The organism is Pseudomonas sp. MYb60 (assembly GCF_002979555.1).
Classification (GTDB): domain Bacteria; phylum Pseudomonadota; class Gammaproteobacteria; order Pseudomonadales; family Pseudomonadaceae; genus Aquipseudomonas.
In genome coordinates, this window is record NZ_PCOZ01000022.1 from 20,830 (window position 1) to 39,468 (window position 18,639).

At 61.1% G+C, this 18,639-nt stretch carries 13 protein-coding genes; 7 read left to right on the plus strand and 6 right to left on the minus strand.

Features of this window, described 5'->3' with window-relative positions:
- Window position 1 precedes the first annotated feature (1 nt).
- The 4 genes from CQ041_RS23505 to inhA form a co-directional block, all read right to left on the minus strand.
- Window positions 2-913 (minus strand): glycosyltransferase family 2 protein, encoded by a 912-nt coding sequence (locus CQ041_RS23505; RefSeq protein WP_105524807.1) that lies wholly within the window; start codon window positions 911-913, stop codon window positions 2-4.
- A 1-nt stretch (window position 914) separates the two neighbouring features.
- On the minus strand, window positions 915-2,375 hold the full coding sequence (locus CQ041_RS23510; protein WP_105524806.1) for a mannose-1-phosphate guanylyltransferase/mannose-6-phosphate isomerase: 1,461 nt from the start codon (window positions 2,373-2,375) through the stop codon (window positions 915-917).
- On the minus strand, window positions 2,375-3,814 hold the full coding sequence (locus tag CQ041_RS23515; RefSeq protein WP_105524805.1) for an undecaprenyl-phosphate glucose phosphotransferase: 1,440 nt from the start codon (window positions 3,812-3,814) through the stop codon (window positions 2,375-2,377). The genes CQ041_RS23510 and CQ041_RS23515 overlap by 1 nt, the downstream gene beginning before the upstream one ends.
- A 1,338-nt stretch (window positions 3,815-5,152) precedes the next feature.
- Window positions 5,153-5,833, minus strand: coding sequence for an isonitrile hydratase (inhA, locus tag CQ041_RS23530; RefSeq protein ID WP_105524802.1), 681 nt, complete (start codon window positions 5,831-5,833; stop codon window positions 5,153-5,155).
- 90 nt (window positions 5,834-5,923) lie between these two features.
- On the opposite strand from inhA, the gene CQ041_RS23535 reads away from it, so the two are divergent.
- Window positions 5,924-6,892 (plus strand): GlxA family transcriptional regulator, encoded by a 969-nt coding sequence (locus CQ041_RS23535; RefSeq protein WP_105524801.1) that lies wholly within the window; start codon window positions 5,924-5,926, stop codon window positions 6,890-6,892.
- A 57-nt stretch (window positions 6,893-6,949) separates the two neighbouring features.
- Here the strand turns inward: CQ041_RS23535 and CQ041_RS23540 are convergent, their stop codons facing one another.
- Together CQ041_RS23540 and CQ041_RS23545 are read right to left on the minus strand one after the other, a co-directional pair.
- Window positions 6,950-8,776 carry a glycoside hydrolase family 15 protein gene (locus CQ041_RS23540; RefSeq protein WP_105524800.1) on the minus strand — a complete coding sequence of 609 codons (1,827 nt, stop codon included), beginning with the start codon at window positions 8,774-8,776 and terminating at the stop codon, window positions 6,950-6,952.
- Window positions 8,769-9,569, minus strand: coding sequence for a glucose 1-dehydrogenase (locus tag CQ041_RS23545; protein WP_105524799.1), 801 nt, complete (start codon window positions 9,567-9,569; stop codon window positions 8,769-8,771). Before CQ041_RS23545 ends, CQ041_RS23540 begins: the two co-directional genes overlap by 8 nt.
- 178 nt (window positions 9,570-9,747) lie before the next feature.
- Between CQ041_RS23545 and bglX the strand changes: the two genes are divergently transcribed.
- From bglX to CQ041_RS23580, 6 genes are all read left to right on the plus strand, one after another.
- A complete protein-coding gene (gene bglX / locus CQ041_RS23550; protein WP_105524798.1) occupies window positions 9,748-12,009 on the plus strand; it encodes a beta-glucosidase BglX in 2,262 nt (753 codons plus the stop codon).
- A 73-nt stretch (window positions 12,010-12,082) separates the two neighbouring features.
- A complete protein-coding gene (locus tag CQ041_RS23555; RefSeq protein ID WP_105524797.1) occupies window positions 12,083-12,583 on the plus strand; it encodes a sigma-70 family RNA polymerase sigma factor in 501 nt (166 codons plus the stop codon).
- Between the two features lie 29 nt (window positions 12,584-12,612).
- Window positions 12,613-13,566 (plus strand): FecR family protein, encoded by a 954-nt coding sequence (locus tag CQ041_RS23560; protein WP_105524796.1) that lies wholly within the window; start codon window positions 12,613-12,615, stop codon window positions 13,564-13,566.
- 97 nt (window positions 13,567-13,663) lie between these two features.
- Window positions 13,664-16,057 (plus strand): TonB-dependent receptor, encoded by a 2,394-nt coding sequence (locus CQ041_RS23565; RefSeq protein ID WP_177429417.1) that lies wholly within the window; start codon window positions 13,664-13,666, stop codon window positions 16,055-16,057.
- Between the two features lie 236 nt (window positions 16,058-16,293).
- A complete protein-coding gene (locus CQ041_RS26650) occupies window positions 16,294-17,124 on the plus strand; it encodes a hypothetical protein (protein ID WP_240995320.1) in 831 nt (276 codons plus the stop codon).
- A 567-nt stretch (window positions 17,125-17,691) separates the two neighbouring features.
- Window positions 17,692-18,624 (plus strand): hypothetical protein, encoded by a 933-nt coding sequence (locus tag CQ041_RS23580; RefSeq protein ID WP_240995321.1) that lies wholly within the window; start codon window positions 17,692-17,694, stop codon window positions 18,622-18,624.
- The last annotated feature ends 15 nt before the right edge of the window (window positions 18,625-18,639 follow it).

Sequence of the window (18,639 nt, forward strand, 5' to 3'; positions counted from 1 at the left end):
CTTACCTCCAATAACCGGGAAACATGCTGATGCGCCGCTTGAGCGTCAGCGGCAGGTGGCGCTCCAGATGGCCCAGGCGGTAGCCGAGCAATTTGAATGCGCTGCGCACCAGCACTTCGGGAACGCGGTGCAGGGCGCCAGCGGTGCGCAGGGCCGCCAGTTCCGCCAGCACGTAGCGCTTGCCTTCGCCACCGGCATCGCCGAAGGCCTCGCGGATCCACGGCTCGCGACCGTAGAACACGCCAATGTCGAAGTAGCGGTGAAACTCATCCATCAGGCTGTAATCGTGGGAGTGGTGCACCCGTGCCGTCGCGGCGTAGCGCACCTTGTAGCCGTCGAGCAGCAGGCGGGCGGCGACGTAGGCGTCTTCGCTGCCGATCACATCGATGGGAAAACCGCCCACTGCCGCCAGGGCGCTGCGCCGGTAGACCGAGAACGAGTCCGAGCTGAAGCAGGTCTTGATTCCCAGTTCCGGTGCATCGGCCAGGCTCTTGCTACGACTGTGGGCCGGGTAGTTGAAATGCCGCGACTGCGCGCCCAGCACGCCGGCGTCGGGGTGGGGCAACTGGCGCCCGTAGGCCACGCCGTTGAGCGGGTCCTGCTGCAATTCGTCGATCAGGTTGGCGAAGGTCTCGGTGTCGGCGGGGATGGCGTCCTGGGTCATCACGATCAAGGCGTCGCCACCCACCTGTTCGCTGGCCCAGCGCCGCGTACCACCGTGGTTGAAGTCACGGGCGTCGATCACCTCGACCCGCGCGCCGTAGGCACGAAAACGCGCCACCGTGTCATCGCTGGACGCGCTGTCCACCACCAGCATCTCGTCCGGTTGCAGGGTTTGCCGGGCCAGCGCCGGCAGCAGCCGATCCAGATGGCTGGCGGCGTTGCGGGTCGGGATGATCAGCGAGGTGCGCATGTCATTTTTTCACTTCGGCCGGGGCGCGGCCGTAGATGTCATCGAAGCGCACGATGTCGTCTTCGCCCAGGTACTCGCCGCTCTGCACCTCGATCATCACCAGGTCGATGATGCCGGGGTTGGTCAGCCGGTGTTTGTGCCCGGCAGGGATGTAGGTGGATTCGTTGGCGTTGATCAGGAATTCACGCTCGCCGTTGGTGATCTGCGCCGCGCCGCTGACCACCACCCAGTGTTCGCTGCGGTGGTGGTGCATCTGCAACGACAGCGATGCCAGTGGCTTGACCACGATGCGCTTGATCTTGAAGCGGCTGCTTTCCTCCAGCACGGTGTAGGTGCCCCACGGCCGGGTAACGGTGCGGTGCAGGCTGTACGCCGGGTGATTGAGGCGCTTGAGTTCGGCAACGATGTAGCGCACATCCTGGCTGCGATGGGCGTCGGCGATCAGCAGGGCATCGGGGGTGTCGACGATGATCAGGTCGCGCACGCCGACTGCGCCGAGCACGCGTTTGGGCGAGTCGATGTAGCAGTTGTGCACGTCATGCAGTATCGCTTCGCCGTTGACCTGGTTGCCATGGGCATCGCTGGGCGTGAGCTGGCGCAGCGCCTCCCACGAGCCAATGTCGCTCCAGCCGATGTCGCAGGGCACTACCGCCACTTGCCGGGACTTTTCCATCAGCGCCACATCGATGGAAATGTCCGGTGCGCTGCCAAAGGCGTCCGCGTCCAGTTCACGCTGGCGCGAGGTGGGGTTTTGCAGGCTCTGGCTGTGCTCCAGCGCAGCTCTGGCGGCGCTGAGCACGTCCGGCGCGTAGGCCGCCAGTTCGTCCACCAGTGTGCTGGCCTTGAAGCAGAACATGCCGGCGTTCCACAGGTGCTGGCCACCGGCGAGGTAGGCCTGGGCGGTGGCCAGGTCGGGTTTTTCGACGAAGCGCTTGACCCGGTGGCCGGTGCCCAGCGCTTCGCCTTGTTCGATGTAGCCGAAGCCGGTTTCCGGGTGGTCGGGCTGGATGCCGAAGGTCACCAGGTAGCCGGCCTCCGCCAGCTCGCGGGCCTGGGTCACAGCGTCGGCGAATGCGACTTCGTTGAGGATCAAATGGTCGGCCGGCATCACCAGCAACTGGGCCTCGCCGCCGAAGTGCTCCTGCACATGCAGCGCCGCCATGGCGATGGCCGCTGCGGTGTTGCGGCCGAAGGGCTCCAGCAGCAGGTCCAGGGGCAGTCGGCCCTTGTTGACCCCACGGTAGTCATCCAGGGTGCGGAACAGCAGGTCGCGGTTGGTCACCGTCAGCACGCTTTCCACGCCCGGCAATTTGGCCGCGCGCTGGAAGGTCTTTTGCAGCAGGCTCTGGCCGTCACGCATGCGCATGAAAGGCTTGGGCATGTTCTGTCGCGACACCGGCCACAGCCGTGTGCCCGAGCCACCGGAAATGATGCAGGGAATCAATCCGTTGAGGGTATTCATCAATAGACCTCCTTGGTGGACAGGACGGCCGGGACCGTCATGAAGACGATGTACAAGTCAAACCACACCGACCACTTGGAGATGTACTCCAGGTCGTACTCGACACGTTTCTGGATCTTGAACAGGGTGTCGGTTTCACCCCGGTAACCGTTGATTTGCGCCCAGCCGGTAATGCCCGGCTTCACGCGGTGGCGCGAACTGTATTCGCTCACCGCCACCTCAAAGGGAACGCCGGCCGCCTTGGTCGCAGTGGCATGCGGGCGCGGGCCGACCATGGACATGTTGCCCAGCAGCACGTTGAACAGCTGCGGTAGCTCGTCGATGCTGGTCTTGCGGATGATCCGCCCGACACGGGTGATGCGCGGGTCTTGGCGGGTGGTCTGGCGTTCGGCAGTGAAGTCGCTCTGGTCGGTGAACATCGAGCGGAACTTGAACACGCGGATCTCGTTGTCGTTGTAGCCGTAACGGTTCTGGCGGAACAGCACCGGGCCCTTGGAGTCGAGCTTGATCGCAATGGCCGTCGCCACCATCAATGGCGACAACGCCACCAGCGCAAGGCTGGCCAGCACCAGGTCTTCCAGGCGCTTGATCACCGGCGACCAACCCCGCAGCGGCAACTGCGAGGTGTTGAACATCAGGATGCCCCCCACGTCGGTGATCTTGCTGTGGCCGTAGCGCAGGGCTGCCATGTCCGGCACCAGCATCACGTTCACCGACATCTGGCGCAGGCGGTTGACCAGCCCGTGGATACGCTGCTCGGCGGCCCACGGCAGGCAGATCATCACCTGATTGACCTGCTGGGCGCGGATCAGCTTTTCCAGGTCGCGGGTGTTGCCCAGCAGAGGCAACTTGCTCAGCTCCTTGGGGATGCGCTCGGTACGGTCATCGATGAAACCGATCAGGCCGGAGCGTATGTCGCCGTTGCGTTGCAGGTGGTCGGCGACGTGCACGGCGGTGTCGGTAAAGCCCAGGATCACTGTGCGTTGCAGGTATTTACCCCTGCGCATCAGGTTGCGATACAGGCGCAGCATCATCAGGCGCTCCAGGCACAACAGGCCCAGGCTGCTGAAGTACCAGGTGACCAGGTCGTTGGGGCTCAATTGGGGAAACATCTGCAGGATCTGGTACATGAACAGCAGGATGCAGAACGCGGCGGTCCATGCCTTGATCTTGGCCTTGAGGCGCAGGCCGTTGCTGAACAATTCTTCGGAATAAATGCCCAGGGCCTGGAACAGGATGATTGTCAAAACTGCGAAAAACAGCAGCAGCCCGATAAAGTGCGGACGCTGCGCGGGGTCGACCGGGTCCAGGATGAATACCAGGACCAGGGCGGGAAAAATGGCAGTGAGGCCATGGATAAACTTGACGAAAACAACAAAAAATTCAACAAATCCGGCGCGTGTCAGAAACAGGCTGTCGACGGACGACTTCTCTCGCATAAAACATCCCTCATTGCACGCCATACTCCACAGTTGATTGCTCGTTCAATAAGGCGGCGATGCCGCGTTAGTGGCAATTTACAACTAGTGGTGCTGGTTAAAACGCAACTATCAATCCAAATGCATAACGCCAGTGTTGCTATCCATTTGAAGGGAATTTGCGGGGTAGTGAGTAAAGGAGTGTTTCCCTGGTAATGCTCAGTCAATGAATTGACGGTGGTGCGGAGGTGTCAAGCTTGGCGATTTATCAAAGGTTGTGTGCGACATTTTGTTGACGTTCCTTGTCTGGACACTCGGTGCTGGGCTGTGCGTTTGAGTGTAGGAACAAATATTGGATTTTGCCTGCTTAAACGTAAAACCTTTTTCGCGACAGGCCGGTGAAGTGTGGGTGGCAGGTGCACTTAGTGCCGTGCTGCTTGGGGTTTAGTCCAGTTGGAAGTTAACTTTCGAACTAACTGTAAAATTTCGCGGTTCACCGTAAAAGTTGTCTCAGGGAGCGGTGTTGATGGTGTTGCAGGGGGGGGTATCAGACAGGTTGTTGTGGGCGGGGCTGGCGGGTTGTCGGTGTACATATCCGTTATTTGGGTAACGGCGGCTTAGGGTTCCGCTCTTACAGCGGGTCACTTTTTAAAAGCGCAAAAAGTAACCAAACATCGCCCCAACACTCGGCACCTCGCTTGGGCTCGGTGTGCCCTCACTCCGGCTTGAATCCGTGGGCGTCCTGCCGGGTTGCCCACGGATTCACAAGCCTGCGTTCGGCCAGCGTGTTTGACGGGGCGCCCCAGATCAGGAGCAAAAGCGCGGCGGCCTTAGAGCCGACCGGTATTGTGTGATTGAACTCGGTCAAAGGTGGGAGGGGGCTTGCCCCCGATGGCAGAGTGTCAGTCACTGCATTTGTAGCGAACCCACCGCTATCGGGGGCAAGCCCCCTCCCACATTTGGCTCCCATACATCAGGTAGATGGTGGTCTGATCTGGCTCTGGCTCTGGCTCTGGCTCTGGCTCTGGCTCTGGCTCTGGCTCTGGCTTTGTTTTTGATTTTGATCTTAGGCGCCCCGTCAAACACGCTGGCCGGAATTCGGCATGGAGTTGGGGGGTAACCCGGCAGGACGCCGGGTTAGCCGCCTCGCGCCATGGATGGCGCGTGGCGGCGGCCCCCCAACTCCATGGCGAATTACGGGCACACCGAGCGTGAGCGAGGTGCCGAGTGTTGGGGCAAGAGCCCTTTTGGTTACTTTTGGCTGGGCCGGCATTCCGGGCTCTTTTCCAAAAGTGACCCGCTGTAAGAGCGGAACCAATACCCGCCATCACCCAAATAACGGATATGTACTCACCCAACTCACCCCAACCGCGCCGCCGCCCGCGCCGTAATCTCCCCGCGCATCCTGCGCGACTCCACCGTCCGTTTACGCGCCTCCTCCAACACCGCGTGCGGCGCAGTCTCCGGACTGCCCGAATCAAACGGTGGCGCCGGCGCGTATTCAATCTGCAACTGCACCAACTGCGCCGTCGCCTCGCCATACAACTCCGCTGCCAGCGTCAGGGCAAAGTCGATCCCGGCGGTAATCCCGCCGCCCGTCAACAGGTTGCCGTCACGCACCACACGATCCTTCACCGGCGTGGCGCCCAGGGGCGCAAGCATGTCGTGATACGCCCAGTGCGTCGTGGCCTTGCGCCCACGCAGCAACCCCGCCGCACCCAGTACCAGCGAGCCGGTGCACACCGAGGTCACGTAACGTGCGGTCTGCGCCTGGTCCTTGAGAAAATCCAGGGTCTGCTCATCTTCCATCAGCGGGCCGACGCCGGAACCGCCAGGCACACAGATCACATCCAGCGGTGGGCAATCGGCGTAGGTGATGGTAGGGGTGAACACCAGCCCGGTGCTGGAAGTAATCGGCGCGAGGTCCTTCCACACCAGGTGCAACTTCACGTCCGGCAATGAACCCAGTACGTCATAAGGGCCGGTCAGGTCCAGTTGCTGGATGCCGGGAAACAACACAAAGCCGATCTGCAAGGTCATGGATAGCGCTCCGATAAAGGGGTGGACGGCTTCACTTTAGAGGCCTAGGCTTTGGCGAATACGCCATTGAGCCCACGAATCACGCCAATCATGCCCAGAATTGTCCACGTCCTCGCTTTTGATAACGCCCAGGTACTCGACGTGACCGGGCCGTTGCAGGTGTTTGCCTCCACAAATGACCTGGCGCGCCAGCGCGGCTTGCCGCTGCCCTATAGCGTCTCAGTTATTGCCGCGCAAAAAGACCCGGTGATGACCTCGGCGGGCCTGGCGCTGGTGGCCGAGCCGCTACCCGCCGCCAAAGCCGCCTGTGACACCCTGGTGATCGCCGGCGGCTGGGGGGTGTACGGCGCCGCCGAGGACCCGACACTGGTGGACTGGGTACGCGAAAAAGCCCGTCATACCCGACGCATGACTTCGGTGTGCACCGGCGCCTTCCTGCTCGCCGCCAGCGGCATGCTCGACGGCTGCCGCGTGGCCACCCACTGGACGCGCTGCGAAGAACTGGCGCGCAAGTTTCCGTCGCTGACAGTGGAGGCCAACCCGATTTTCATCCAGCAAGGCCGGGTCTGGACGTCCGCCGGCGTCACCGCCGGCATTGACCTGTGCCTGGCCCTCGTGGAGGAAGACCTGGGCCGCGATGTCGCCCTGGAGGTCGCCCGGCACCTGGTGGTGTTCCTCAAACGCCCGGGTGGGCAGTCGCAATTCAGCGTGACGCTCTCCCTGCAGAAGGGTGACAGCCGTTTCGCCGAGCTCCACGCCTGGATGGCCGAAAACCTCAGCCTGGAATTGAGCATCCCGACGCTGGCCGCCCAGGCCGGCATGAGCGAACGCAGCTTCGTGCGCCATTACCGCGCCGAAACCGGCCAGACCCCGGCGCGCGCCGTCGAGTTGATCCGCGTCGAAACCGCACGCCGGCAATTGGCCGACAGCAACGCGTCGATCAAACGCATCGCCATGCAGTGTGGATTTGGCAGTGAAGAGACCTTGCGCCGCAGTTTCCTGCGGGCCCTGGCAGTGACGCCGCAGGCCTACCGCGAGCGATTCGCGCCGGTGACCTGAGGCATCTGGAAAAATACCCCCCGTCTTTCAAGCCACTGGTAGAGGCGTGGCCTTTGGCTAGGGTTGCCAGGTGGTCTTCTCCCCGCTGAGCTTGCGGTCGAGGAAGGTCGCGGCGCTGATCAACGCCAGGTGACTCAACGCCTGGGGGGTGTTACCCAAATGGCGCGCCTGACTGTCGAATTCTTCCGCGTACAGGCCCAAGGGGTTGGCGTAGCGCAGCAGCTGTTCGAATTCCAAGTGGGCTTTCTCCACCTGCCCAGCGCGAGCCAGGCATTCGATGTACCAGAACGAGCACGCGGCAAATGCGCCTTCGGTGCCCTGCAGGCCATCGATCTGGCTGTCGTCGTTGCGGTAGCGGTAGACCATGCCGTCGCGCACCAGGCTTTTCTGGATCGCTTCAAGGGTGCTCAGCCAGCGCGGATCAGTGGCCGCGACGAAGCGCACCAGCGGCATCAACAGCATCGAACCGTCCAGCGCAGTGCTGCCGATGTGCTGTACAAAATGCCCGCGCTCTTCGTTCCAGAAATTTTCCCAGATGTCGGCATAGATCGCCTGGCGGGTCTGGTCCCAGCGCACGAACGGTGCCGGCAGTGAGCGCTTGGACGCCAGGCGGATCGCACGGTCCAGCGCCACCCAGCACATCAACCGCGAGTGCAAAAAGTGGTGCTGCTCGCCGCGCATTTCCCAGATGCCTACGTCCTTGGTATTCCAGATCTCACATACCTGATCGGCGACTTCCACCGTGTGTTTCCAACCTTCGTGGGAGATGGCTTCGCCGTACTTGTTGACCAGGTACACCGCGTCCATCAACTCGCCATAGATATCCAGCTGGATCTGGTCGACCGCCTCATTGCCGATCCGCACCGGCCGGGCCCCACCATGGCCGCCGAGGTGGTCCAAATGAGTCTCGGGCAATTCCTGGCGACCGTCGATGCCGTAGAGGATGTTGATCTTGGTCGGCTGCCCGCAGCAGTCGCTGACCCTGCCCTTGAGCCAGCGCATGTAGGCGTTGGCCTCTTCGATAAAACCCAGGCGCATGAAGGCGTAGACGGTAAACGAGGCGTCGCGGATCCAGGTGTAGCGGTAGTCCCAGTTGCGCTCGCCGCCAGCGGTTTCCGGCAGGCCGAAGGTTGCGGCGGCGATGATTGCGCCGTGTTTGCGTGAGGTCAAAAGCTTCAGCGCAAGGGCCGAGCGGTTGACCATTTCACGCCAGCGGCCGCGGTAATTGGACTGCGCGATCCAGCCGCGCCAGAACTTCAGGGTGTGCGCCAGTGCCAGGTCGGTGCAGCCGCTGTCGACACGTTCATCGTCCCGGCCGCCGAGGACAAACTCGGCGTCTTCTTCCTGATTCAATGTGAAGTTCGCCCACGCAGCGCCGTCCTTGACATGCAGCGGGTGGCTGCCGGACAAGCGCAGGCCGGGCTGGTCTTCAGCGCTGAAGCACACTGTGCCGTTGTCGAGAGTGGCGTGTGTCGGCGCGCGCGCGTAGTCGTGGCGCACGGCGCAGCGCAGGTGGATATCGGCCTTGCCACTGACCACGCGCACGCGGCGGATCAGCAGCGGCAGGTCGTCGATTTCGTCACTGATGCTGAGCAGGTCGGTGATTTCAACCACGGCCTCATCGCTCAGCCAGCGGGTTTGCAGCACGTTGGTGTCGGGCAGGTAGATCTGCTCGCGACGAGCGTTGGGCAAGTCGGGGGTGAGCTGGAATATGCCCGCGTCGGGGCTGTCCAGCAGGGCGCAGAAGATCGACGGGCTGTCGAATTCCGGCCAGCAGAAAAAGTCGATGCTGCCGTTGTCATTCACCAGTGCCGCACTGCGCATGTCGCCGATGATGCCGTGGGCATCGATGGCGCTTTGTCGTTCGTTTTTCAAATCAACCATTGCCACGAAACTCCGGATACAGGCTCATGCCGCCATCGATGAACAGGGTGCTGCCTACCACGTAGTCGGAGGCGTCACTGGCCAGCCACACTACGGCATTGGCCACATCTTCAACGTCACCGATGCGGCCGTAAGGAATCAATTCGAGTAGCTTTTCGGCCGCGTCGCCTTCGGTGGCGTCGCGGTTGATCGCCGTGCGGATTGCCCCCGGCGCGATGCCGTTGATGCGGATGCGTTGCTCGCTGACCTCCTGCGCGAGGGTGCGCATGAGCATCTCGACACCGCCTTTGGACGCGGCGTAATTCACATGCCCGGCCCAAGGGATCAACTGATGCACCGAGCTCATGTGGATGATTTTTCCCGCTGCCCGTGACACGCCTTCCCGCACGCCCTGACGATTGAAGATGCGCACCGCCGCACGTGCACACAGGAACTGGCCGGTGAGGTTGACGCCGATCACGGCGTTCCAGTCGTCCAGGCTCATGTCCACCAGATTGGCATCTTTTTGCAAGCCGGAGTTGGCCACCAAGATGTCCAGGTGGCCGAAGGCATCGAGGGTCTGGGCGAACAGCCGCTCCACGTCGGCCTCCTTTGACACATCACCGCCGATGGCAATCGCCCGGCCGCCTTCAGCGTTGATCTGCGCGGCGAGGGCTTCGGCGGGCGCGGCCTGGCGGTTGTAGTTCAGTACCACGGCGGCACCCGCGTCGGCCAGGGCCTTGGCGGCGCCCGCGCCAATACCCGAGCTGGCGCCCGTGACCAGGGCGACTTGTTGCTGCAACGAGAGATGCATCGGCCAACCACCTTTGTCTGAGCGTTCAGTTAGCTGACTGGTGGGCCTGCGCGGAAGTTCAGGACGGATTAGGGCGAGCCATCGCGCGCCACGCCCGGCCCCACTGTCAATTCTGACAGTAGACCTGCCGCGCGCTCAGGATAACGCTATGGGCAGGAATCGGCTTAAAGGAGGGGGCATGAGCACCCACTGGCTAATCGTCTTGATGGCGGGGTTCGGCTGCGTTGGCGCAGTGGCACAGACGCCCCCGGACAAAGCCGTGTTTATCGAACAGTTGCTGGAAAAAATGACCCTTGAGGAAAAAGTCGGGCAACTGGACATGGTCTATCTCAACCCTCAGACGCCCGATGCGCGAACCCGCGAGAGGCTGGCCGGCGGACTGATTGGCGGCGTGTCCGTCGTCGCGCCCGCGCCCTTCGGGTATGCGTTGCAGCAAAGGGTCGTAGAGGGCAGCCGGTTGAAGATTCCAGTGTTCTTCAGCACGGATGTCATCCATGGCGTGCACACGGTGTTTCCGGTCAGCCTGGCGCTGGCGGCGAGTTGGGACATGACGGCACTGGCGCTTGCGGGACGGGTCAGTGCCCAGGAGGCGAGTGCCGATGGCGTGCATTTGACCTACGGGCCGATGCTGGATATTTCTCGCGACCCTCGGTGGGGCCGAGTGTCGGAGGGGTATGGCGAAGATCCCTATCTGGTGTCACGTATTGCTCGCGTCATGGTCAAGGCTTATCAGGGCGACAACCTGCGCGCGCCCGACAGTCTCATGGCGGGCATCAAGCATGTGGCGCTGTATGGGGCGGTGGAGGGCGGCAAAGACTACAACAGTGTCGATATGAGCCACGGGCAGATGTATCAGTATTATTTCGGCCCTTATCGCGCTGCGGTGGAGGCGGGTGCACAAGTCGCCATGCTTGCCTTCAATACGATCAACGGGGTTCCTTCAACCGCCAACCCCTGGCTGGTCAAGCAGGTGCTGCGACAGGAGTGGGGGTTTGCCGGGATGACCTTGAGCGACTCGAATGCCGTGAGCGGCCTGGTGGCCCATGGCGTTGCCCGGGATCAGCGGCAGGCGGCGTCACTGGCGATTCGATCGGGCCTGGACATGGCGCTGAGTGAAGACGCCTATGCGCGGCATTTGCCCGCTCTTGTCGAGGCTGGGGAGGTGAGCGTCGAGGTGCTGGATCAGGCGGTGCGCCGAGTGCTCGGGCTGAAATACGAGATGGGCCTGTTTGAGAATCCCTACCGCAACCTCGCCCGCGTGCCCCTGGCGCCTATCGACAGCCGGCTGCAGCGCGGCGTGGCGCGGGAGGTGGCGCGCAAGACCCTGGTGCTGTTGAAAAATGCCGATCAAACGTTGCCCTTGCGCAAACAAGGGCGCATCGCCCTGATCGGCCCACTGGCCGACAGTCGGCGCGATCTGCTCGGCAGTTATTGTGGCGATTGCGCACAGGAGCGGGTGGTGAGTATCCGCGCGGGTATGGCGCGTGCGGTGGATGGTCGCGCGACCCTGCTCTATGCGAAGGGGGCCAATGTGACGGACGACAGGGCGCTGTCCGCGCGTCTGGCGGACTACGGTTCGCCGCTGGACCTTGACCCGCGATCGCCCGACACGTTGTTGCAAGAAGCGCTGGCGGTGGCACGCCAGTCCGATGTGATCGTGGCAGTGGTGGGGGAGGCGTGGAACTTCAGTGATGAGGCCATCAGCCGCACGCGTCTGGATCTTGAAGACAGCCAACAGCGGCTTGTCCATGCCTTGAAGGCGTTGGGCAAGCCGCTGGTGGTGGTATTGGTGAACGGTCGTCCCTTGACCCTCGGACAGGTGCACGAGCAGGCCGATGCGTTACTCGAAACCTGGTTCAGCGGCACGGAAGGCGGGAATGCCATCGCCGATGTGTTGTTCGGGGACTACAACCCCTCGGGCAAATTACCCATGACGTTTCCCCGTTCGGTCGGCCAGATCCCGATCTATTACAACCACCTCGCCACCGGGCATCCGTTCAACGCTCAGGCGCCGCGCAAGTACATGAGCCAGTACATCGATGAGCTGGAAGGGCCGCTGTTTCCGTTCGGTTTTGGCCTGAGTTACACCCGTTTCGAATTGTCGGAGCTGCGCCTCTCCAGCGCCTTGCTGCGCCGAGGGCAACGCCTGGACGTGAGTATTATGCTGTCCAACACCGGCACCCGCGACGGCGAAACGGTGGTGCAACTGTACATCCGCGATCCGGTGGCCTCCATCAGTCGTCCGGTCAAGGAACTCAAGGGCTTCCAGAAAATCCTGCTCAAGGCCGGTGAGCGTCGGCGTATCGAATTCAGCGTGGGCGAGGAGGATTTGAAATTCCATGACGCCCAGTTGCGACACATTGCCGAGCCCGGTGAGTTTCGGGTGCAAGTGGGGTTGGACGCTCACGACGTCATTGAGCAACGTTTCGAGCTGCTATGAGACGACGGGCAGCAATTGCTCGACTTAATAGGAAGCATTACTATTCACGCCCCGCCTCCCCAGTGCCTCTGCGATGATTCCCCAGCCGCCCCGCAAGACAGGCTTTTTCGAGCACTACGAAGAGTTGATCGGAACCTGGACGCGCCGCCTGAGAAACCGTCAGCAGGCTGAAGACCTGGCCCATGACACCTTTGTGCGCGTGCTCGAGTCCAAATCCGCCCACGTGGAGCAACCGCGCGCTTACCTGCACCAGACGGCACGCAATATCGCGGTGGACGGCTATCGCCGCGATGACCGGCGCGACGCCATGGCGCAGCACACCTTCGATCAGGCCCCACTCGACAGCGGCGACCCGGAGCACTTCATGCATGCCGTGCAACTGGCGGACTCCGTCGAACGGGCCCTGGCGGAGTTGCCACTGAACTGCCGCAGAATTTTCATCTGGCAGAAAATCGAAGGCCTCACCCAACAGGAAATCGCCGAACGCCTGGGTTTGTCCAAGAACATGGTGGAAAAGTATATGATCCGCACCCTGCGGCATCTGCGTGACCGCCTGGACGCGATAGCCCCATGACCCAAGCCCGCCTTGAAACAGGACCTTCCATGATGGATAGCCGTGCTCGCGACGAAGCCGCGCAATGGTTTGTACGCTTGCAGGACGCCGAGCCGAGCAGCGACGTGCTCCAGCAGTTCGAGGTGTGGCGCAAGGAAAGCCCTGCGCATCAATATGAATTCGATGTGTTGCAAGGCATCTGGAGTGCCACGGAGTGGCTGCCCAAGGCGCGATTGCAGGCATTGTGCGAAGCGCCCGAGGGGCACACCAAGCGCCGCGCTGTCTTGCGCTACGCTGTGGCGGCGGGTGTGCTGGCGGTTGCCGTAGGCGTCGGACTGTTCAGTGGGCTGGGTCGGTCAACATCCTACAGCGCCGACTTCAGCACGCGCCTCGGTGAGCATCGCCAGGTGCAATTGCCCGACGGTTCGACCCTGCACTTGAACAGCCGCAGCGCCGTCACGGTGCATTTCGACAAGGGCCGGCGCGGCGTTGAACTCAAGCAGGGCGAGGCGATGTTCAGTGTTGAACATGACACCCGTCGGCCCTTTGTCGTGACTGCCGGGGCAGGGCAGGTGACGGTGACCGGTACACGTTTTGACGTGCGCCGTGACGACGATCAGGCCCGCGTGGCAGTCGAGGCTGGAACCGTGAAGGTGCAGGGGCGTGGGTCGGAGCCGGCAGTGACTCTCACTGCGGGCCGCGGCACCCATGTCAACAACGACGGCACGGTGGCGGTGGCCTACGCAGTGAATGCCGAAGAACTGACCGCCTGGCGTACCGGCAAGCTGGTGTTCAACAACGCTTTGCTGGGCGAAGTGGCGCGGGAAGTGTCGCGCTACCGCGAGCAACCGCTGCGGGTCAGTACACCTGGGGTGGCGAATCTGCGCCTGACCAGCGTGTTCAAGGCCAATGACACCGATGCCTTGCTCAAGGCCTTGCCACACATCTTGCCGGTCGCCTTGCGGACCCTGCCGGATGGCAGCCAGGAAATTATTTCACGCTGACATTCAGGTTTTTGTCGAGTTCTTCGTCTTCTCCTCCAACTGCAACTGGTTTGCATTAACAGCTGCTTACATGTGCGATGACAGGACAAGGCTCGACGTGAAAAAACTCGCCCTCAACAACAATAAAATCTCCCGATGGGTGCCGTTGGCCCTGGCGCTGGCTGTCAGTACCGCGGCGAACGCCGATGCCATTCACATCCAGGCCCAACCCCTGGGTGCAGCGCTGAGCCAATTGGGCCAGCAAACCGCCTTGCAAGTGTTCTTCAGCCCCGCGCTGGTGGCCGGCAAGCAGGCGCCTGCGGTCGATGGCAACCTGTCGCCGGAACACGCTTTGCGCCAATTACTGCAAGGCAGCGGCCTGGATTACCAGATCGACGCCGGCTCCGTAACCTTGCGACCGCTGGCCAGTGGCAGCGGGGAAGCCGGTTCGCCGCTGGAATTGGGGGCCACCGACATCAAGGTCGTCGGCGACTGGCTCGGCGATGCCAACGCCGAAGTGGTGCAGAACCACCCCGGGGCCCGGACGGTCATCCGCCGCGAAACCATGGTGGAGCAGGGCGCGATGAACGTCGGTGACGTGCTGCGCAGGGTGCCGGGGGTGCAGGTGCAGGAATCCAACGGCACCGGCGGTAGCGATATTTCCCTCAATGTTGGTGTGCGTGGTCTTACGTCGCGCCTGTCGCCACGTTCCACGGTGTTGATCGACGGCGTGCCGGCAGCCTTTGCACCCTACGGCCAGCCACAGCTGTCGATGGCACCGATTTCTTCCGGCAACCTGGACAGCATCGATGTGGTACGCGGCGCCGGTTCTCTGCGCTACGGGCCGCAAAACGTGGGTGGCGTGATCAACTTCGTGACCCGCGCGATTCCCGAGACCTTCTCCGGCGAAGTCGGCACGACCTTGCAAACCTCCGCCCACGGCGGCTGGAAACACATCGACAACGCCTTCATCGGCGGCACGGCCGACAACGGTATCGGCGTGGCGCTGCTGTACTCCGGGGTCAACGGCAACGGCTATCGCAGCAGCAATAATGGCAACGACATCGATGACGTGATCCTCAAGACCCACTGGGCACCGACCGATCAAGACGACTTCTCGTTGAATTTCCACTACTACGATGCCAGCGCCGACATGCCCGGCGGCCTGACTCAGGCGCAGTTCGATGCCAACCCGTACCAATCGGTACGTGATTGGGACAATTTCAGCGGCCGGCGCAAAGACGTGTCCTTCAAGTACATTCGCCAGATCGACGACCGGACCCAGGCCGAAGTGCTCACCTACTATTCCGACAGCTTCCGTGGCAGCACCATCGCCGACCGCTTGTTGCAAACGGTCGGCTCCTACCCGCGCACCTATTACACCTTCGGCATCGAGCCGCGGGTATCCCACGTGTTTGACTTGGGCCCAAGCACCCAGGAAGTCAGCGTGGGGTATCGTTACCTCAAGGAAGGCATGCATGAGCAAGCCACCAGCCTGTTGCTGACCAATAACGTGCCGACCCCGGGTGGGCGCAGTGACGGCCACGTCTATCAGGATCGCACCGGCGGCACCGAAGCGAATTCGTTCTACATCGATGACAAGATTGACATCGGCAAGTGGACCGTCACCCCCGGCGTCCGCTTTGAGCAAATCCGCACCGAGTGGCACGACCATCCCGTGATCCCACTGATGGGTGCGCTTACCACCGAAAAACGCCGCGAAATTCACAACAACGAGCCGCTGCCTGCGCTGAGCGTGATGTACCACGTGTCTGACGCCTGGAAGCTGTTTGCCAACTACGAAACGTCCTTCGGCAGCCTGCAATATTTCCAGTTGGGCCAGGGCGGCACGGGTGACCAGACCGCCAATGGCCTGCAACCGGAAAAAGCCAAGACCTACGAGATCGGCACGCGCTACAACGACGCCGTGTGGGGTGGTGAACTGACGTATTTCTACATCGACTTCTCCGATGAACTGCAATACGTCAGCAACGCCGTAGGCTGGACCAACCTGGGTGCCACCAAACACACCGGGATTGAAGCGTCGGCCCATTATGACCTGGCGAACCTGGACGCACGCCTGGATGGGCTGACCGCCAACGCCGGTTTCACTTACACCAAGGCTACTTCGGAAGGCGATGTGCCCTTCAAGGGCCGCGACTTGCCGCTGTACTCCCGTGAAGTCGCCACCCTGGGGCTGCGCTACGACGTCAACCGCTGGACTCATAACCTAGATGTGTACGCCCAGTCAGGCCAGCGCGCACCGGGCACCACCCGCACCTATATCACCCAGGGCACGGCAGACGGCCAGTACGGTGACATCCCAGGCTATGTCTCAGTCAACGTGCGCAGCGGCTACGACTTTGGCGCGCAGTTGTCCAACCTCAAGCTGGGCGTGGGGGTGAAGAACGTGTTTGACCAGCAGCACTACACCCGTTCCAGCGACAACAACGCGGGGTTGTACCTGGGTGAGCCACGCACATTCTTTGTGCAAGCCAGCGTGGGATTCTGATCCAACCGTGACGTTCACCCACGCCGCTCATCCTGTCAGAGGAGCGGCGTTTTCACCTTAGGGTAGGCGGTTCTTCCTACCGGTGGCAGGAGGTTTTCAGTGTTCGTCAGGAACTGACAACGTTGGTCCTGCCACTCAGGACATGTGTGCTTACACTGGTTCCCGCCATGATTTCCTGATCATCGGTCAGTCCGGACCAGTGAGGTGAGCTGCCTGAACCCGAACTGGAGATACCTATGCCAACATCCGCGTCGAACTCGAACGTCACTCAGTTTTCCCCAAACACCACCCATGCGCCCGATGCCTGGTCTGGGAATACACCGCTTACCCGGCATTCACCGAGGCTGGGAGACGCGCAGGGGCGGCAGTCCGGTCCGATGTTCGATACGGTGTCACAGGGGAAAGTGCCGGGTTACTGCCCTCAATCCTGCCCGTCAGCTTCTCATTCCAGCCCACCCCCACGTCCCAATCCTTCGGAGCGCGACCCGCACTACTCAAAACGAAGTGACAGGCAGCTGGCACAGACCTTCCTCGACAACCTCGGTGCCTTCAAAGGGAAATTACCGTGGGAGGGCGTTACCCAAAAGAGTGTGGAGCGAATGGCCAGGCAGCCACTCCCCAATGCAGACCCTCATATGGATGCCAATATCAAATTGGCCAAGGAGTTGCTGGCACGTCCGGGACTCTTGGCCAGTCTTGACCAAAACCGACACACGGGCGCCACGAATGGTCGTTTCTCCAAGGCGGACATCCAGAATTTCATCGACACGGACACGCTGTCCAAACCGGGAAGCGACAAGGCACTTGTCGATATGATGCTCAAGCACTTCGGTGCGCTGAAGGGTGGGTTCTGGAGCAGTTCCATCAAGATGAGCGAGTTCGAAGCACTCGCCAAGCACCCCCTCACCAATGATCCTGCCAAAAATACACTGATTCGATTGGCAAGAACCGTGATGGACCCTCAGCGCAAAGAACTGCGGGACATGATGGATAACGTGTTCGGGTCAAAGCGCGATGGCGAAATTACCCGCAAGGAGCTGAAAACGCTGCTCCGATTACTCGGTTGAAGGCGGTGTGTTCAAACGCTTGAAACGCGTGAAGCGAGTGATGGAGGAACTATCCGCCAAGCTTTACCACGTAGAGGGTATCCACGGATCGTTGCTGACCGTGGGTGCCTTCATCCACTGGGGCAAGTCCATGAATTCGACATCCTCTGCATCCCGTCACGGCCAGTGCGTCGTCTCCCCCCGATGCCATTTGGCGCCTGATGCTCAACGCCACAGTCCGGTGCTCATTCTTACCTCCTCACCCAAGTGCAGCTTCAAAGCGCCTACCACGGAAGATTTCGACAAGGGGGCTCGTCCGCATAACGATGAGCCGTTGTCGCGCACGGTCCTTTCAAGGATCGCGAGTTTTTGGAGCAAGGTGGCGGGTGGGTAGTGTGATTCAGCGCTTCGGTTACATACGTTCACGGTTTATCGAAGCTGGATGGTGCGGAACATTGGCCTTTGCCGGAACCGTAACGGTTGTACAACCACATAACTGACGCTTGACGCGCGTTGAGTCTGGTGACGTCTGGCGCACTGGGCAGACGAGTGTCAGGCATCAGAATCTAGATAAGGTGGAGATAAGACATGAGCGGGATCAATAACTTGCCCCCTGGGTTGCTTCGGCATTTGAATATGCCGAATGCGCTTGGAGCCCCTGCGCCGACTACCGGCACCTCGGGATCCGGGTATTCCCGGCAAAGCATTGGCGCACCGGTGCAGAACCCGCTCTTTCCGCCGGGGTTTACCACCAGTACGTTGTTCCCGGGCCTGAATAATCCGCACTTCGACGCTCAGAACGCATTTGGCGGCGTGAAGGAAGTCGGCAACCCGTATGTGAGCTCGGATGACGCCCTTCTGGCGACGGCCCTGAAAAACTTCTTTCCATTGCTGGATGAATTCAAGAAAAAAGGTCATTTGACCCAAAAAAGTTTAGAGGAAATCGGAAAAGAGGAGAACGCCGACAAGGTTGATGAGCGAGTCAGAAAGCTGGTCAAGGAGATTATCAACCGACCGCGCTTGAACGATGAGATCCTGGTCGATGGCGGCAAAATCACCCTGGCGAGTCTGGAGAAGGCCGCCAATACCATGATGGGCAACACCAACCCCAATGTGCATAGCGCAGACCCCTTCCACTCTAAATTAAACCACCAGGTTGTCGAGGTATTGAGGGGGAAATTTCCAGAGTGGCGGGACAAATCCCTGGACTATTGGCTTTTCGGAAAGCATCAATATGTCAGGACGAAAAAAATTCTGGAGATGGCCAAGGATCCCGATGAAACCACCAAGAAAGGCGAGGTGGTTCGAGATACCGCCACCGGGTTCCCCAAGAAGAAATACAGTGAACACGAGGTGTATCTGGCCAAGAATCTGGTCGAGCGCACCGGGCTGTTGGCCTCGCTCGACAGTAATAAAGCCAATGGCACCAACCCTTTCGGTAGCCATAACGACGATGGCTTGCTGAAGAACTTCAGCATTGATCGATGGCAAAAAAACAACAGGAAAGAAAAGGGCTACTGAGTCCATTCTGCGCCC

Coding starts and splice junctions, on each gene's coding strand:
- CQ041_RS23535 (WP_105524801.1), top strand. CDS start 5,924: ATGCCCAGAATTGTCCACGTCCTCGCTTTTGATAACGCCCAGGTACTC.
- CQ041_RS23545 (WP_105524799.1), bottom strand. CDS start 9,569: ATGCATCTCTCGTTGCAGCAACAAGTCGCCCTGGTCACGGGCGCCAGC.
- CQ041_RS26650 (WP_240995320.1), top strand. CDS start 16,294: ATGCCAACATCCGCGTCGAACTCGAACGTCACTCAGTTTTCCCCAAAC.
- inhA (WP_105524802.1), bottom strand. CDS start 5,833: ATGACCTTGCAGATCGGCTTTGTGTTGTTTCCCGGCATCCAGCAACTG.
- CQ041_RS23505 (WP_105524807.1), bottom strand. CDS start 913: ATGCGCACCTCGCTGATCATCCCGACCCGCAACGCCGCCAGCCATCTG.
- CQ041_RS23555 (WP_105524797.1), top strand. CDS start 12,083: ATGATTCCCCAGCCGCCCCGCAAGACAGGCTTTTTCGAGCACTACGAA.
- CQ041_RS23560 (WP_105524796.1), top strand. CDS start 12,613: ATGATGGATAGCCGTGCTCGCGACGAAGCCGCGCAATGGTTTGTACGC.
- CQ041_RS23540 (WP_105524800.1), bottom strand. CDS start 8,776: ATGGTTGATTTGAAAAACGAACGACAAAGCGCCATCGATGCCCACGGC.
- bglX (WP_105524798.1), top strand. CDS start 9,748: ATGAGCACCCACTGGCTAATCGTCTTGATGGCGGGGTTCGGCTGCGTT.
- CQ041_RS23510 (WP_105524806.1), bottom strand. CDS start 2,375: ATGAATACCCTCAACGGATTGATTCCCTGCATCATTTCCGGTGGCTCG.
- CQ041_RS23515 (WP_105524805.1), bottom strand. CDS start 3,814: ATGCGAGAGAAGTCGTCCGTCGACAGCCTGTTTCTGACACGCGCCGGA.
- CQ041_RS23580 (WP_240995321.1), top strand. CDS start 17,692: ATGAGCGGGATCAATAACTTGCCCCCTGGGTTGCTTCGGCATTTGAAT.